The sequence below is a fragment of the Pseudomonas sp. B707 genome (assembly GCF_022496685.1).
Lineage (GTDB): Bacteria > Pseudomonadota > Gammaproteobacteria > Pseudomonadales > Pseudomonadaceae > Aquipseudomonas > Aquipseudomonas paraglycinae.
This window is the reverse complement of the sequence record NZ_WTVE01000035.1, coordinates 68954-81300: the sequence shown is the minus strand read 5'-3', so window position 1 is coordinate 81300 and position 12347 is coordinate 68954. Positions and strand designations below refer to the sequence as shown.

Below are 12347 nucleotides of genomic sequence, written 5' to 3'. Positions count from 1 at the left end.
CTGCCCAACTCCAGCCAGTGAGCAATATAGTGCACAAAGATTCCGTTCAGCGGGCTTCGGTCCTGCAACACGTCAGCCAGAACGTCCGGCGCCTGCGCCACGCCGCCGACATGAGCCAGACGGCCCTCGCGGAAAAGTCCGGGGTCAGCCGGCGGATGCTGGTGGCCATCGAGGCCGGCGAGAAGAATGTCAGCCTGACCACCCTCGACCGCGTCGCCGAAGCCCTCGAAGTGGCCTTCAGTGATCTGATCCAGGCCCCGGACAATCGCGATCCCGGCCGGATCAACGAACTTGCCTGGGCCGGCAGCATCCCCGGCAGCAAAGCCGTTTTGCTATCCAAGGCCAATGCCACCCGCGCGGTGGAGCAGTGGGAATGGTGCCTGCAACCGGGTGAGGTCTATCCCTCGCAACCGGACGCCGAAGGCTGGAGCGAGCAGATTTTCGTATTCGAAGGCTGCCTGACGCTGATGCTCGGCGATCAACCTCAGCGCATCGCCGCTGGGGAGTTTTTCATGTTCGCCAGCAACCAGCCGCACACCTATCGCAATGACGGGGAAGTCGCGGCGCGGTTCGTGCGCAATGTGGTGATCTGACTGTTGCAGGGCCGACAGCGGATAAACAGATTGCTCCATCCTGCGTGCAGACTGCTTTAGGTTGTTATCTCAATCTATTGATAAATAAAGAAAATTTATTCAGGCATGACTCCTGCTAAGGGTTCTGGATCCTCATCCGGAAACCACGGAGTCGCCTCACATGACCGCTTCCAATCAAACTTTTAGACGCCTCCTGACAATCGGGAGTGCCATCTGATGCCCCGCGAAATCCGTCTCAACGCTTTCGACATGAATTGCGTCGGCCATCAGTCGCCGGGCCTGTGGGCTCACCCTCGGGACCGCTCCTGGCAGTACAAGGATCTGGAGTACTGGACCGATCTGGCGAAAATCCTCGAGCGCGGCAAGTTCGACGGTTTGTTTATCGCCGATGTGCTGGGCATCTACGACGTGTACAACGGCAATGGCGAAGCGGCGATCCGGCAGGCGGCGCAGGTGCCGGTCAACGATCCGTTGCAGTTGATCCCACCGATGGCGCTGGTCACCGAGCACCTGGGTTTCGGTCTGACCGCTTCGTTGTCCTTCGAACATCCGTATCCGTTCGCCCGGCGCCTGTCGACTCTCGATCACCTGACCAAGGGCCGTGCCGGCTGGAACATCGTTACCTCTTATCTGGAGAGCGGCGCGAAGAACATCGGCCAGCAAGCCCAGACTGAACACGATGCGCGCTACGACTTCGCCGAGGAATACCTGGAGGTCTGCTACAAACTCTGGGAAGGAAGTTGGGAAGAGGGCGCGATTCTGCGCGATCGCGAACGGCGGATCTTCAGTGACCCGAGCAAGATTCACGAGATCCGCCACCACGGGAAACACTTTCAGGTGCCGGGCATTCACCTTTGCGAACCGTCGCCGCAGCGCACGCCGGTTCTCTATCAGGCGGGAGCTTCCAGCCGGGGCAAGCAGTTTGCCGCCGAGCATGCCGAATGCGTTTTTGTCGCTGCCCCGTCGAAAGTGCTGCTGAAGAAAACCGTGGCCGACATCCGCCGCCGCGCCGCCGAGGCCGGGCGCGATCCGTCGAAGATCCTGATCTTCAACCTGCAAACCGTGATCCTCGGCGAAACCGACGCCAAGGCCAAAGCCAAATTCGAAGAATACAAATCCTGGGTCAGCTACGAAGGCGCGATGGCGCTGATTTCCGGCTGGACCGGCATCGACTTCAGCCGCTTCAAGCCGGACGAACCCCTGAAACACGTGCACACCAACGCGATTCAATCGGCGGTCGAGGCGTTTTCCACGGCGGATCCGAACAAGGTCTGGACCCCCAACGAACTGGCTGACTGGGTCGGCATCGGCGGCTTCGGCCCCCTGTTCGTCGGCAGCCCGGAAACGGTGGCGGACCTGTTGCAGGAATGGGTCGACGAAACCGACGTCGACGGCTTCAACCTGGCCTACGCGCTGACCCACGAAACCTTCATCGACGCCGTGGAATTGCTGGTGCCGGAGTTGCAGAAGCGCGGGGTCTACAAGACCGAGTACGCGCCGGGGACCTTGCGCGAGAAGCTGTTTGGCGAAGGGCCGAGACTGCCAGAGGTTCATCCGGGCAGCGGCTATCGAAACCTCGGCGAGCTGCATCGGCAGGAGAAAAAAGTCGCGTCCGTCTAGACGCCTTCGCGGCGTCTGAATGACACTGCCTTGAGAAAACCCTCTGCAGCGAGAACGGCATGACTCAAACCGATACGACCGCACTGCATCACGCCGACATCCTGATTGTCGGCGGCGGCCTCAGCGGCACGATGCTGGCGGTGCAATTGCTGCGTTTGCCGGGGCGCAGAAAGATTCTGGTGATCGAGCCCCGGGCCGAGCTGGGCCGGGGCGAAGCGTACAGTGCGGTGGAGCTGGGCCACACGCTTAACGGCAACGCGGCGCGGATGAGCGTTGATCCGGACAATGCCGATGACCTGACCCAGTGGCTGACCGCTCACATTGCCGGTGGCGGCTGGCCGGAGTCGGATCAGCAACATGTGCCGGTCAGCGAACTGTTTCCACCTCGGGGGCTGTTTGGCGTGTATGTGCAACAGCGTCTCGCCGAAGCTCAGCAGGTGGGCGCGCAACACGGTTCTACGGTCGAGCATGTGCGCGCCGAAGTGGTCGATGTTCAGGCCTCCAGTGATTCCGTGCAGCTCAACTTGAGTAACGGTCAGCAATTGCTCGGGGCTTTTGCCGTGTTGGCGACCGGGATGTTCCCGGCTGCCCGCACCCCGCAAAAGGAGTCCAGCGGCCTCAACGCGGCGGCACTCGATCCGTGGGATGTCGCGGCCATGCGCCAGCTCGATCCGCAATCGACGGTGCTGATCATCGGTTCCGGCCTGACCATGGTCGATGCCGTGGTGTCGCTGGAGCAGGCCGGGCATCGCGGGCCGATCGAGGTGTTTTCCCGGCACGGGTTGTTGCCCCATGTGCGTCGGCAACCGCCCGCGTGGGTGGACTTTCTCGCCGAGGATCACAGCATCCGAACGCCACGCCATTTATTGCGCGAATTGCGCCGGCATTGCCGCGACGCCATCGCCCAAGGCATTGACTGGCAGGCGCCGCTCGACACCGTGCGTGCGCACATCGGCCGGTTATGGAGTCAGGCCAGCGATGTGCAGCGTCGGCAGTTCGTGCGGCATGTGCGGCCGTGGTGGGAAAGTCATCACCATCGTTCGCCGCCGCTGAGTGCGGAACTGGTCGAGCGTCTGCACCAGGAAGGACGATTGTGCATTCATGCGGCGTCTTACAAGGGGCTTGAGCCGGTATCGGGCGACGGCGTGAGTATCCGCATTCGCCCTCGCGGCGAGGCTGAAACCCGCGTGGTGCAGGGCGCGGCGTTGATCAACTCAAGCGGCATCGAATACGACTGGCGCCGGGTCGCGCGACCTTTGCCACAGCAGTTGCTGGCGCGCGGTCTGGTTCGGCCGGGGCCATTGGCACTGGGGATCGCGGCAGAGGTGGACGGTGCGGTGCTGGATGTCGAGGGCCGGGTCTCGAACCGCCTGTTTGCCATGGGCCCGCCGTTGCGTGGCATGTGGTGGGAAAGCACCGCCGTCACCGATGTGGCGTTGCAGGCCAAGGCACTGGCCGCGCGACTGGTTCGCTGATGCCCAAATGCAAGAAACCCCGCTTCGGCGGGGTTTCCTGTTTCTGGCAGCTCAAACCGATCACTCAGTAGCGCTGATATTTGGAACCGAATTCCGGGCGATTTTCCGCGACGTACAGTTTGGTCTGTTCGGCGTTCTGTTGCAGTTTGAGGCCTTGGTGTTCGGCGTCGTTGCTGACGGTGTCGACGTTCAGGGTGCCGGACTGGCCGACGGTCGCCGCCGCGACAACCGGGGTGCTGGCGTGTGGGGCGGCGATGGCGGAGGTGGCGCCAATCAGAGAAACAATGAAGCCGAGTGCGATGATGTCTTTCATGATGTTGCTCCAGAGAGTGGGGAGAAGATGGGGCCCACTGTAGTGCTGGAGGGGTTTGATGTGAAAACACCCTTGCGCATAGTTGTTATCGAAGGTGTTGATGCGCGATCAGCGCGGTAGGGTATTGCTCAGCCAGCGCTGGCGCAGTTGCTCCAGACGACCGTCGGCCCGCAATGTATCCAGCGCCTGCTGCCAGCGTGCGACCTGTTCCGGATCGGTCTGCGGCGAAAAGGCAATGTAGGTGTTCTGTTTCATCAACGGGATCTGGTACTGCAAGCGTCCCGGCTCCATGCCTTGTTCGCGGGCGAGGGCGGCTTTGGACCAGGTATCGGAGACCACGAAATCGGTACGCCCCAGGCTGAACAGTCGCATCATCTGCTCCGGGGTTTCCACGCCGTAGAGGTTGTTCAGGTCTTGCCCTTGCAGATAGCTGTAGACCAGCCATTTGCGCGGTACGGTGATCCGGCCCAGGTGATCGGCTTCACGCAGGCTGTGCACGGGAGGCTGGAGATTGTCGCGGGCGTATAGCGCGGTTTCGACTTCGATCAGCGGCCCGACCCATTGATAGCGATCGTCGCGCGCATCGGTACGCAGCACGGTGAATACGCCGGTGTCGGGCGTGTCGCTGGCCATGCGCAGGGCGCGCAGCAGCGGGACTTGTTGCAGATGGATGCGGTCGCCGGTCTGGGTCGCCAGAGCCTGCACCACGTCCACACCGAATCCTGCGAGCTGATTGCCTTGCATGAAATGCAGGGGCGGGTGGTTGTCGGTGAGCAGTTGCAGATCCGCCGCGGTGGCCGTCAGGGCCAGCATGGACAGCAGACAGGCGGCAAATCGTTTCATGGATCGTCCCTGAACAAATCAATCGCGCAGCTTAGTACGAGCCATGGCGGCTGTCGTGGGGAAACAGCGGGCTTTTGTGTCAGAGAACAAGGCTTATCGGTAGTGAACGCTGCGGGGGCAGAGCGCCCCCGGCAGGAATCGACAACGGCGGTACAAACGATCAGTAACGCTGGTACTTGGAGCCGAACTCGGGACGGTTCTCGGCGACCAGTACGCTGCGGGCCGAACGTTCGCGCAGTTCCTGTAAGCGATCGGCACCCCCTTCGGCGACGCGTTCGCGCAGCTCTTGCAAGCGGTCCGCACCGCCCTCGGCGACGCGCTCACGCAGTTCCTGCAAACGATCCGCGCCACCTTCGGCTACGCGATCCTTCTGCAGGTTTTCCGAGCCGTATTCGGCAACCAGCGGCTGGGAGCTGGCGGACGCCAGGTCGGCCAGGGCCAAACCGCTGAACAGGCTGATTGCGAGTACCAGGGATTTCGAGGACTTGAACATGGTGCTTCTCCTTGCGTTTGAGATGAGTGAACCAGTGCTTTCTGGTGGGTTCATTCAAACGCGAGGGTGTATCGCTGATATGTGGTGTTGCGGCCCGAAAACGCGGATTACGTATCTGCGCGGCGAATTTATACAGAGCGATACAAATCCGTCAGGATTCGGCGAGCATCTCCACGGCGAAGGAGAAAACATAACCCTCGTTGCGCACGGTCTTGATGTAGGTCGGCTCGCGGGAGTCGTCCAGCAGACGCTGGCGCAGGCGGCTGACCAGCAAATCGATGGAGCGGTCGAACAGGTCCGCGTCGCGACCCTGGGTCAAATTCAACAACTGATCGCGGCTGAGCACCCGTTGCGGATGATCGAGAAACACCCGGAGCAGGCGATATTCGGCGCCGCTTAGGGCGACCATGGTGTCGTCTTCATCGAGCAGGTGGCGGGCGGTGGTGTCCAGGCGCCAGCGGCCGAACGCGAGCAGGCGTCCGGTTTCGGTGATCAGCAGATTGGGCGGCAGCATTCGCGTGCGGCGCAGCACGGCGTTGATCCGCGCCAGCAATTCGCGGGCAGCGAAGGGCTTGGTCAGGTAATCGTCGGCACCCATTTCCAGGCCGAGGATGCGGTCGGTCTGGTCGTCGCGGGCGGTGAGCATCAGGATCGGGATCGCCTTGTGCTTGCCGGCGCGCAGTTCGCGGCACAGCACCAGCCCGTCATCGCCGGGGAGCATGATGTCGAGCACGATCAGGTCGACCGTGTTGGCTTCCAGAAAGCTGCGCATCTGCCGGCCATCGGCGACCACGGTGCTGCGCAGGCCGTTCTTGGTCAGGTAATTGCCGACCAGCTCGCGGATCTCGCGGTCATCGTCGACGATCAGGATGTGGTTGATGTGATCCATGGTTCGCTCTTTTTATAAGGAGTGCCCGAAGCGTTGCGCTTCGGGCACTGGTCGCTTCTAGTCAGGACACCACGCGATAGCACGGCACATACGCCGCGCCGCCCGGCAGTTTCATCCGGTGCTGGGCGACGAAGGCTTTGAGCAGCAGATCGAGGGGCTGCATGATCGCGGCGTCGCCACGGATCTGATACGGCCCGTGTTCCTCGATCAGGCGGATGCCCTTGTCCTTGACGTTGCCGGCGACGATCCCGGAGAACGCGCGGCGCAGGTTGGCCGCCAGTTCATGGGGCGGCTGATCGCGGTGCAGCTTGAGGTTGGCCATGTTTTCGTGGGTCGGATCGAACGGGCGCTGGAAGCCTTCGTCGATCTTCAGCAGCCAGTTGAAGTGGAACGCGTCGGCGCGTTCGCGGCGGAACTGCTTCACGGCCTTGAGGCCCGCGGTCATCTGCCGCGCCACTTCGGCCGGGTTGTCGATGATGATTTCGTAGTGCTTCTTCGCCGCTTCGCCGAGGGTGGCGGTGACGAAGGCGTCCAGTTGTTCCAGGTACGGCGCGGCGTGTTTCGGCCCGGTCAAAATCACCGGGAACGGCAGGCCGGCGTTGTCCGGGTGCATCAGGATGCCCAGCAGGTACAGGAACTCTTCGGCGGTGCCGGCGCCGCCCGGGAAGATGATGATGCCGTGGCCGACGCGGACGAAGGCTTCCAGGCGTTTTTCGATGTCCGGCAGGATCACCAGCTCGTTGACGATCGGGTTCGGCGCTTCGGCGGCGATGATGCCCGGCTCGGTCAGGCCCAGATAGCGGCCGCCATGAATGCGCTGTTTGGCGTGGGCGATGGTCGCGCCTTTCATCGGGCCTTTCATCACGCCCGGGCCGCAGCCGGTGCAGATATCGAGGCTGCGCAGGCCCAGTTCGTGGCCGACTTTCTTGGTGTATTTGTATTCTTCGGTGTTGATCGAGTGGCCGCCCCAGCACACGACGATTTTCGGCTCGACGCCCGGACGCAGGGTGCGCGCGTTGCGCAGCAGGTGGAAGACGTAGTCGCTGATGCCTTGGGAGGTGCTGAGGTCGATGCTCAGGGCATCGAGTTCGTTTTCGGTGTAGACGATATCGCGCAGGGCGCTGAACAGCATTTCCCGGGTGCTGGCGATCATTTCGCCGTCGACGAAGGCGTCGGCCGGGGCGTTCAGCAGTTCCAGGCGCACGCCGCGATCCTGCTGGTGGATGCGGATTTCGAAGTCTTTGTAGGCTTCAAGAATGGTTTTTGCGTTGTCGACATGGGCGCCAGTATTGAGGATGGCCAGGGCGCACTGGCGAAAGAGGGTGTAGGTGCTGCCGGTTCCGGCCTGGCTCAGTTGCTGAACTTCACGTTGGGAAAGGGTTTCGAGGCTGCCTTTCGGGCTGACCGAGGCATTGATTACGTGTCGTTGGGTCATGCAGTGATCCTTAAAACGATGTCATTGCCGGCATGGCCAATGGCATCCGAATAGTGTGTATCCATGAATGAAGATGGCACGATCTGCGTGGTATCGCCATGTCCCCGCTGGACTTTGAAAAGATGAAAAGGAGCTCCAGCATAGCTAAATCCGCCTCAGAGGCGATAATGCGCCGGCCTCTTTTTATTTCAAGCCATGGAAGCCTGTCGCGATGTTCGAGATTCAACCGATCAATGCCATCACTTATCGCCAGCAGACCCGGCGCAGCACGCTGATCATCGCGGTGCTGTTTCTGGTGCTGGCGATGGCGTTTTCGACGGCGGCGGTGGCGCTGTTCGGCGAACCGGGCGGGGATAACCTGCGGTTCAATGTCGGCGGGGTATTTGGCGCATTTCTGCTGACAGCGGCGTTGCTGCGCGGGCGTTTCTGGAATCAGACCTGGATGGCCCCGGCGGTGTACGGCTGGCGGCTCAAGCGCAGCCTGATGAGCGTCACCAACGTGATGCATCAGGTGACGGCAGCGGTGGAGAAGGGTGATCCGGTGGCGATGAAGGTGCTGCGTTTCTATCACCTGGGGCTGACCCAGATGCATGAACTGGACGGTAACTCCAGCGATCACGCGCAATTGCACCGGGAAGTCGAAACACACAAGACGCGGATGGAGGCGCTCGGTCTGGATACCGATCAGACGCGCCTCGATCCGGCCTGGCTGGAAACCTTGAAAGCGCGTTAAAACGGAATGCGCGCGGCGCGCCGCAGTTTCCAGCGGCGAATCAGGCGCCCGTACACCAGCAGGTTGACCACCAGCACCACGCTGCCCAGCACCAACTGAATCTGCGGGGTCAGCCCCGCCGGGTAGATGATCGGCCAGATGTAATGTTCGATGAATCCGCCGGCGTATTCGGTCTGCCCGGCGGCGTGGCGCATCAGGTTTTCCCAATAGGTCAGCGGACAGGTCAGGTGCAACACCTCGACCGCCACGCCCCAGGCCGCCGCCGGTAAATGCAGCCACATCAGCCGCGGCCACTTGAGCACCAGCAGCCCGCCGAACAGCACGAACAGAATGAACAGCAAATGAAACAGCACCAGCCCGTCGGCGGCTATTCGATACAGCATGTCGTCTCCCTGACGCGTGTGTGAATGGTTGCCATGTTACGCCGGTAAATGACTGACGGAAGGATTTGCGCCAACTGCGCAAGATTGTTCAAGCCATGAACGGGCGTTTGCTGGCAGAGTCCGGGGCCTTGTCTCACGGTTGAAGCGTGTTATGTCTGACTCATTAATGCCGCGCAGTGCCTTCCTTCGCGGAGCCGCGGCGATCATGCCGTTATCGCTGGCGACCGCGCCGTGGGGGCTGCTGGCCGGCTCCATGGCGATCGAAGCCAACCTCACACCGCTGCAAGGGCAGGGCCTGTCGAGCATCGTGTTCGCCGGCGCTGCGCAATTGGTGGCGATCGGCATGCTCAAGGGCGGCGCGGGGATTTTCTCGATTCTGTTGACCACGCTGCTGCTGACTTCGCAGCATCTGCTTTATGGAATGAGCATGCGCCACGTGATTTCGCCGTTGCCGGGGCGCTGGCGTATCGGTCTGGGCTTTTTGCTCACTGATGAACTGTTCGCTCTGACCAGTCAGCATGATCGTCAGCAGTTCAACCGCTGGTACGCCTTGGGCGTGGGTCTGACGTTTTACATCGCCTGGAACCTCTTCACCCTGGCCGGCATCGTGCTCGGCAGCAGCATTCCGGGGCTTGAGCATCTGGGGCTGGACTTCTCGATTGCCGCGACCTTCATTGCCCTGATCACCCCGGTGGTGCGCAATGTGCCGACGGTGGTCTGCGTGGCGGTGTCGCTGTTCTGCTCGGTGCTGTTCAGCTACTGGCAATGGGGTTCGGCGCTGGTGCTGTCGGGCCTGGCCGGCATGACCGCCGGGTTTATCTGCAACAAGCTGTATCGGGAGCGCACATGATGGTCTGGGCAGTGATTTTCGGCATGGGGATTCTGGTGTTCCTCAATCGTTACGTGTTTCTCGAACCGCGCCTGCCGGTGCGTTTGAGCAGTAACGCGCGGCAGTTTCTCGGGTTTGCCGTGCCGGGGATGTTGACCGCGATTTGCGGGCCGATTGTATTCATGCCGGACAAACAACTGAATCTGCAGTGGGATAACCCTTATCTGCTGAGTTCACTAGTGGCAATCGGCCTGGTGATCTACACGCGTAATACATTGCTTAGCATGCTATTGAGCATGGCGTTCTTCTTTCTATTGCGCTGGTGGCTTTAAGTTCTACGCTTAATGGATGAATTCCATTAGCGAGGTGAACATGGCAACCGAGCAGAAACGTCCCGAAAAAGATGACGAGCCGAGCGAAGAAGAGATCGAGCGGGAGAAACACAAGGAGCAGACCTGGAAGCATGACGACAGCCGCGAGTTGTCCGACCGTGATCAGGAACGCCCGCTGAAACCCTGAACGCCACAACGAAAAAGCCCCGCGATTGCGGGGCTTTTTCGTTTCATCAAAGATCGTCCAGCTGCGTGAAATCGGGGTGGGAGGCCCGATAACCCAAGGTCTTGTCGATCCAGGCATTCAGCTCGTTGACCATCACCGGCGGGTGGCAGGGATAGTTTTCGAGTGTGGCGCGCAGGATGCGGTCGATATCGGGTACGTCACGCAGGTTTCGAGTCTTTATGTAGTGGCCGATAAAACAGTCGAGTTGAAAGCGTTCTGTCGTGGACAGATGAATACACTCCAGGCCTGTGACCTGTTTGATTGCAAAATCGTCGCGCAACTTAGTTCTCTGCAAGGCTTGTTAAGTTTGTGGGGTATTCCTGGTTTTGCTGACTCTTTGGTCAACTGGTATGCCAAAAGGAAATGCGGCGCGCATGCTATCCGTAGTGTTTGTAAATGTATGTATGACGGTTGAAATGTCAGACAGGCGGTTAGTTCAATCAAACGACTGTTTATGTTGAATGTTTCGCGTTTGAAACACCGGGTGTAACGCGCAGGATTCAATTCGTGAATTCCTGCTCTTGATAACGCACCGCATCGGCATTTATTTACGTCACCGCTTCAATCAATTCAGAGCCCTGATTGCGGGAGTTGCCCACCGCTTTGCCGACTTTGTGCCATTGGAACGCTTCGCTGGGTTCGGCTTCAAACAGCAGCATCTGCTCGGCGCGCTCGGTGGGCGTGGCGGGATCGAGCCATTCCTGCACCTGATCGGCGCGCAGCACGATCGGGCGCCGGTCATGCACATCGAGCAAGCCACCTTCGCTGTCGGCGGTGATGATGACGAAGCCGTCGTCTTCCCGTGAGGGTTCGCCGGGTATCGGAAACTGGCCGATGGCGGCGCAGAAAACCGGTTGATGGTCGGCGCGACGAATCAGCCACGGCTGTCGGCTCTTGTCGGGTGCATCGACCCACTCGAACCAGTTGTCGACCGGCACGATCAGTCGATGGCGCCAGATCGCTCGAAAGAACGGCCCGTGGGCGACTTTTTCCACCCGCGCGTTGATTGGCGCAGCGCGATCCTTGGCCCAGTGCGGGCGCCAGCCCCAGCGCAGATTGTCGGCGTATAGCCGTTGTTGGTGCTGATGGAGGATCGCCAGCGACGTCGTGGGCGCAGCGTTGTAATGCGCCAGCGGTGCGTCGCCGACGTGATTGATCAGCGCATCGGGAATGCTCAGCACCGCGACGAAATCGTGGATGCCACGGTATTGCGACAGTCTTCCGCACATCGGCCGATCCTCCGGCGAACAGCTGCCTGAAGGCTTCAGCTTAGTTGCACGGTTCAATCCTTGCTGCCCTGGCCGGTGAACGCGTCGCGCCAGACCAGCCAGCGGCGTTCCAATATGGCCAGCAGGCCATCGCTGAGTTTGCCGAGCAGTGCCAGGACGATGATCGCGGCCAGCACGATGTCCGGTCGCGAAGTCTCGCGACCGTCACTGAGCAGGTAACCCAGCCCTTTGGTCGCCGCGATCAGTTCGGCCGCCACCAGAAACATCCACGACAGGCTCATGCCGCTGCGCAATCCGGTAAACAGACCGGGCAGGGCAGCTGGCAACAGAATCCGTCGCACCAGTTGCAGCGGACTGAAACCGTAGATATGCCCGACCTCCACCAGTTTGCGGTCGATGTTGCGAATCGCCGCGACCACGTTGACGTAAACCGGGAAGAACGCGCCGATGGCGATCAGGACGATTTTCGAGGTCTCGTCGATCCCCAGCCACAGCAACAACAGCGGCACCCAGGCCAGGCTGGGAATCGAACGCAGCGCGGCGAAGGTCGGTTCCAGATAGGCCTCGGCTTCGCGGCTGAGGCCGACCCATGCGGCGAACACCAGCGCCAGACTCGCGCCGATGGCAAACCCCAGCAGCACGCGAATCAGGCTGGCGCCGATGTGTTTCCACAAGGCGCCTTCGGCCAGATCTGTAAGGGTCAGGGCAATCTCGCTCGGCGCCGGCATCTGGTAGGACGGCAGCCAGCCGATGCGTACGATAAATTCCAAGGCGATCACGATCAGCAATGGCAGGGCCAGGCCCTTAAGGCGCCGGCGCCAGAGCGGATTCAGCAGTGGGAGTTTTCGCCGTGGTGCCGACAAGGCGAGGCGGGCGGGCAAGTCGTTGCTCATGGACGGTTCTCCGCTCACGACAAATCCGCGACGGGCGCGGACTTGTCATGAGCCTGATCGG

General features: G+C 61.0%; 16 protein-coding genes. 7 read left to right on the top strand and 9 right to left on the bottom strand.

Annotation, left to right across the window (positions count from 1 at the left end; translation table 11 throughout):
• Window positions 1-29 precede the first annotated feature (29 nt).
• From GQX66_RS25395 to GQX66_RS25385, 3 genes are all read left to right on the top strand, one after another.
• Window positions 30-593 (top strand): XRE family transcriptional regulator, encoded by a 564-nt coding sequence (locus GQX66_RS25395; RefSeq protein ID WP_007950529.1) that lies wholly within the window; start codon window positions 30-32, stop codon window positions 591-593.
• A gap of 216 nt (window positions 594-809) precedes the next feature.
• Window positions 810-2213, top strand: a complete 1404-nt coding sequence (locus GQX66_RS25390; protein WP_240871956.1) for an LLM class flavin-dependent oxidoreductase — start codon at window positions 810-812, stop codon at window positions 2211-2213.
• Between the two features lie 59 nt (window positions 2214-2272).
• Window positions 2273-3688 (top strand): FAD/NAD(P)-binding protein, encoded by a 1416-nt coding sequence (locus tag GQX66_RS25385; RefSeq protein WP_240871955.1) that lies wholly within the window; start codon window positions 2273-2275, stop codon window positions 3686-3688.
• A gap of 64 nt (window positions 3689-3752) precedes the next feature.
• On the opposite strand, the gene GQX66_RS25380 is transcribed toward GQX66_RS25385, so the two are convergent.
• The 5 genes from GQX66_RS25380 to ppnN form a co-directional block, all read right to left on the bottom strand.
• Window positions 3753-4001: a hypothetical protein gene (locus GQX66_RS25380; protein ID WP_039767006.1), complete on the bottom strand. Its 249-nt coding sequence runs from the start codon at window positions 3999-4001 to the stop codon at window positions 3753-3755.
• Window positions 4002-4109: 108 nt separating this feature from the next.
• On the bottom strand, window positions 4110-4844 hold the full coding sequence (locus tag GQX66_RS25375; RefSeq protein ID WP_085746179.1) for a transporter substrate-binding domain-containing protein: 735 nt from the start codon (window positions 4842-4844) through the stop codon (window positions 4110-4112).
• 160 nt (window positions 4845-5004) lie between these two features.
• Window positions 5005-5337: a hypothetical protein gene (locus GQX66_RS25370; RefSeq protein ID WP_240871954.1), complete on the bottom strand. Its 333-nt coding sequence runs from the start codon at window positions 5335-5337 to the stop codon at window positions 5005-5007.
• A gap of 151 nt (window positions 5338-5488) precedes the next feature.
• The gene (locus GQX66_RS25365; RefSeq protein ID WP_039766999.1) at window positions 5489-6226 is read right to left on the bottom strand and encodes a response regulator; all 738 of its coding nucleotides are present in this window, start codon (window positions 6224-6226) and stop codon (window positions 5489-5491) included.
• Window positions 6227-6287: 61 nt separating this feature from the next.
• The gene (gene ppnN / locus GQX66_RS25360; protein ID WP_039766997.1) at window positions 6288-7661 is read right to left on the bottom strand and encodes a nucleotide 5'-monophosphate nucleosidase PpnN; all 1374 of its coding nucleotides are present in this window, start codon (window positions 7659-7661) and stop codon (window positions 6288-6290) included.
• A 211-nt stretch (window positions 7662-7872) separates the two neighbouring features.
• Here ppnN and GQX66_RS25355 point away from each other — a divergent pair, with 211 nt between their 5' ends.
• Window positions 7873-8394, top strand: a complete 522-nt coding sequence (locus GQX66_RS25355) for a DUF3087 domain-containing protein (RefSeq protein ID WP_236190172.1) — start codon at window positions 7873-7875, stop codon at window positions 8392-8394.
• Here the strand turns inward: GQX66_RS25355 and GQX66_RS25350 are convergent.
• Entirely contained in the window at window positions 8391-8777 is a 387-nt protein-coding gene (locus tag GQX66_RS25350) for a DUF2784 domain-containing protein (protein WP_007950517.1), read from the bottom strand. The genes GQX66_RS25355 and GQX66_RS25350 overlap by 4 nt on opposite strands.
• Before the next feature lie 151 nt (window positions 8778-8928).
• Between GQX66_RS25350 and GQX66_RS25345 the strand changes: the two genes are divergently transcribed.
• From GQX66_RS25345 to GQX66_RS25335, 3 genes are read left to right on the top strand one after another with little or no spacing between them, the layout of a single operon-like run.
• On the top strand, window positions 8929-9627 hold the full coding sequence (locus tag GQX66_RS25345) for an AzlC family ABC transporter permease (RefSeq protein ID WP_045121617.1): 699 nt from the start codon (window positions 8929-8931) through the stop codon (window positions 9625-9627).
• Window positions 9627-9938, top strand: a complete 312-nt coding sequence (locus GQX66_RS25340) for an AzlD domain-containing protein (RefSeq protein ID WP_164872179.1) — start codon at window positions 9627-9629, stop codon at window positions 9936-9938. Before GQX66_RS25345 ends, GQX66_RS25340 begins: the two co-directional genes overlap by 1 nt.
• A 40-nt stretch (window positions 9939-9978) precedes the next feature.
• Window positions 9979-10125 carry a hypothetical protein gene (locus GQX66_RS25335; protein WP_165369550.1) on the top strand — a complete coding sequence of 49 codons (147 nt, stop codon included), beginning with the start codon at window positions 9979-9981 and terminating at the stop codon, window positions 10123-10125.
• 46 nt (window positions 10126-10171) lie between these two features.
• Here GQX66_RS25335 and GQX66_RS25330 read toward each other — a convergent pair whose 3' ends face one another.
• From GQX66_RS25330 to GQX66_RS25320, 3 genes are all read right to left on the bottom strand, one after another.
• The gene (locus GQX66_RS25330; RefSeq protein ID WP_085605099.1) at window positions 10172-10444 is read right to left on the bottom strand and encodes a hypothetical protein; all 273 of its coding nucleotides are present in this window, start codon (window positions 10442-10444) and stop codon (window positions 10172-10174) included.
• A gap of 268 nt (window positions 10445-10712) precedes the next feature.
• Window positions 10713-11393 (bottom strand): SOS response-associated peptidase family protein, encoded by a 681-nt coding sequence (locus tag GQX66_RS25325; RefSeq protein WP_240871953.1) that lies wholly within the window; start codon window positions 11391-11393, stop codon window positions 10713-10715.
• 53 nt (window positions 11394-11446) lie between these two features.
• Window positions 11447-12286, bottom strand: a complete 840-nt coding sequence (locus tag GQX66_RS25320; protein WP_011334671.1) for an ABC transporter permease — start codon at window positions 12284-12286, stop codon at window positions 11447-11449.
• Between the last annotated feature and the right edge of the window lie 61 nt (window positions 12287-12347).

What these genes read in the sequence shown, in the direction of transcription:
- GQX66_RS25390 (WP_240871956.1), top strand. Translation starts at nt 810, where the DNA reads ATGCCCCGCGAAATCCGTCTCAACGCTTTCGACATGAATTGCGTCGGC.
- GQX66_RS25385 (WP_240871955.1), top strand. Translation starts at nt 2,273, where the DNA reads ATGACTCAAACCGATACGACCGCACTGCATCACGCCGACATCCTGATT.
- GQX66_RS25380 (WP_039767006.1), bottom strand. Translation starts at nt 4,001, where the DNA reads ATGAAAGACATCATCGCACTCGGCTTCATTGTTTCTCTGATTGGCGCC.
- GQX66_RS25375 (WP_085746179.1), bottom strand. Translation starts at nt 4,844, where the DNA reads ATGAAACGATTTGCCGCCTGTCTGCTGTCCATGCTGGCCCTGACGGCC.
- GQX66_RS25370 (WP_240871954.1), bottom strand. Translation starts at nt 5,337, where the DNA reads ATGTTCAAGTCCTCGAAATCCCTGGTACTCGCAATCAGCCTGTTCAGC.
- GQX66_RS25365 (WP_039766999.1), bottom strand. Translation starts at nt 6,226, where the DNA reads ATGGATCACATCAACCACATCCTGATCGTCGACGATGACCGCGAGATC.
- ppnN (WP_039766997.1), bottom strand. Translation starts at nt 7,661, where the DNA reads ATGACCCAACGACACGTAATCAATGCCTCGGTCAGCCCGAAAGGCAGC.
- GQX66_RS25355 (WP_236190172.1), top strand. Translation starts at nt 7,873, where the DNA reads ATGTTCGAGATTCAACCGATCAATGCCATCACTTATCGCCAGCAGACC.
- GQX66_RS25350 (WP_007950517.1), bottom strand. Translation starts at nt 8,777, where the DNA reads ATGCTGTATCGAATAGCCGCCGACGGGCTGGTGCTGTTTCATTTGCTG.
- GQX66_RS25345 (WP_045121617.1), top strand. Translation starts at nt 8,929, where the DNA reads ATGTCTGACTCATTAATGCCGCGCAGTGCCTTCCTTCGCGGAGCCGCG.
- GQX66_RS25340 (WP_164872179.1), top strand. Translation starts at nt 9,627, where the DNA reads ATGGTCTGGGCAGTGATTTTCGGCATGGGGATTCTGGTGTTCCTCAAT.
- GQX66_RS25335 (WP_165369550.1), top strand. Translation starts at nt 9,979, where the DNA reads ATGGCAACCGAGCAGAAACGTCCCGAAAAAGATGACGAGCCGAGCGAA.
- GQX66_RS25325 (WP_240871953.1), bottom strand. Translation starts at nt 11,393, where the DNA reads ATGTGCGGAAGACTGTCGCAATACCGTGGCATCCACGATTTCGTCGCG.
- GQX66_RS25320 (WP_011334671.1), bottom strand. Translation starts at nt 12,286, where the DNA reads ATGAGCAACGACTTGCCCGCCCGCCTCGCCTTGTCGGCACCACGGCGA.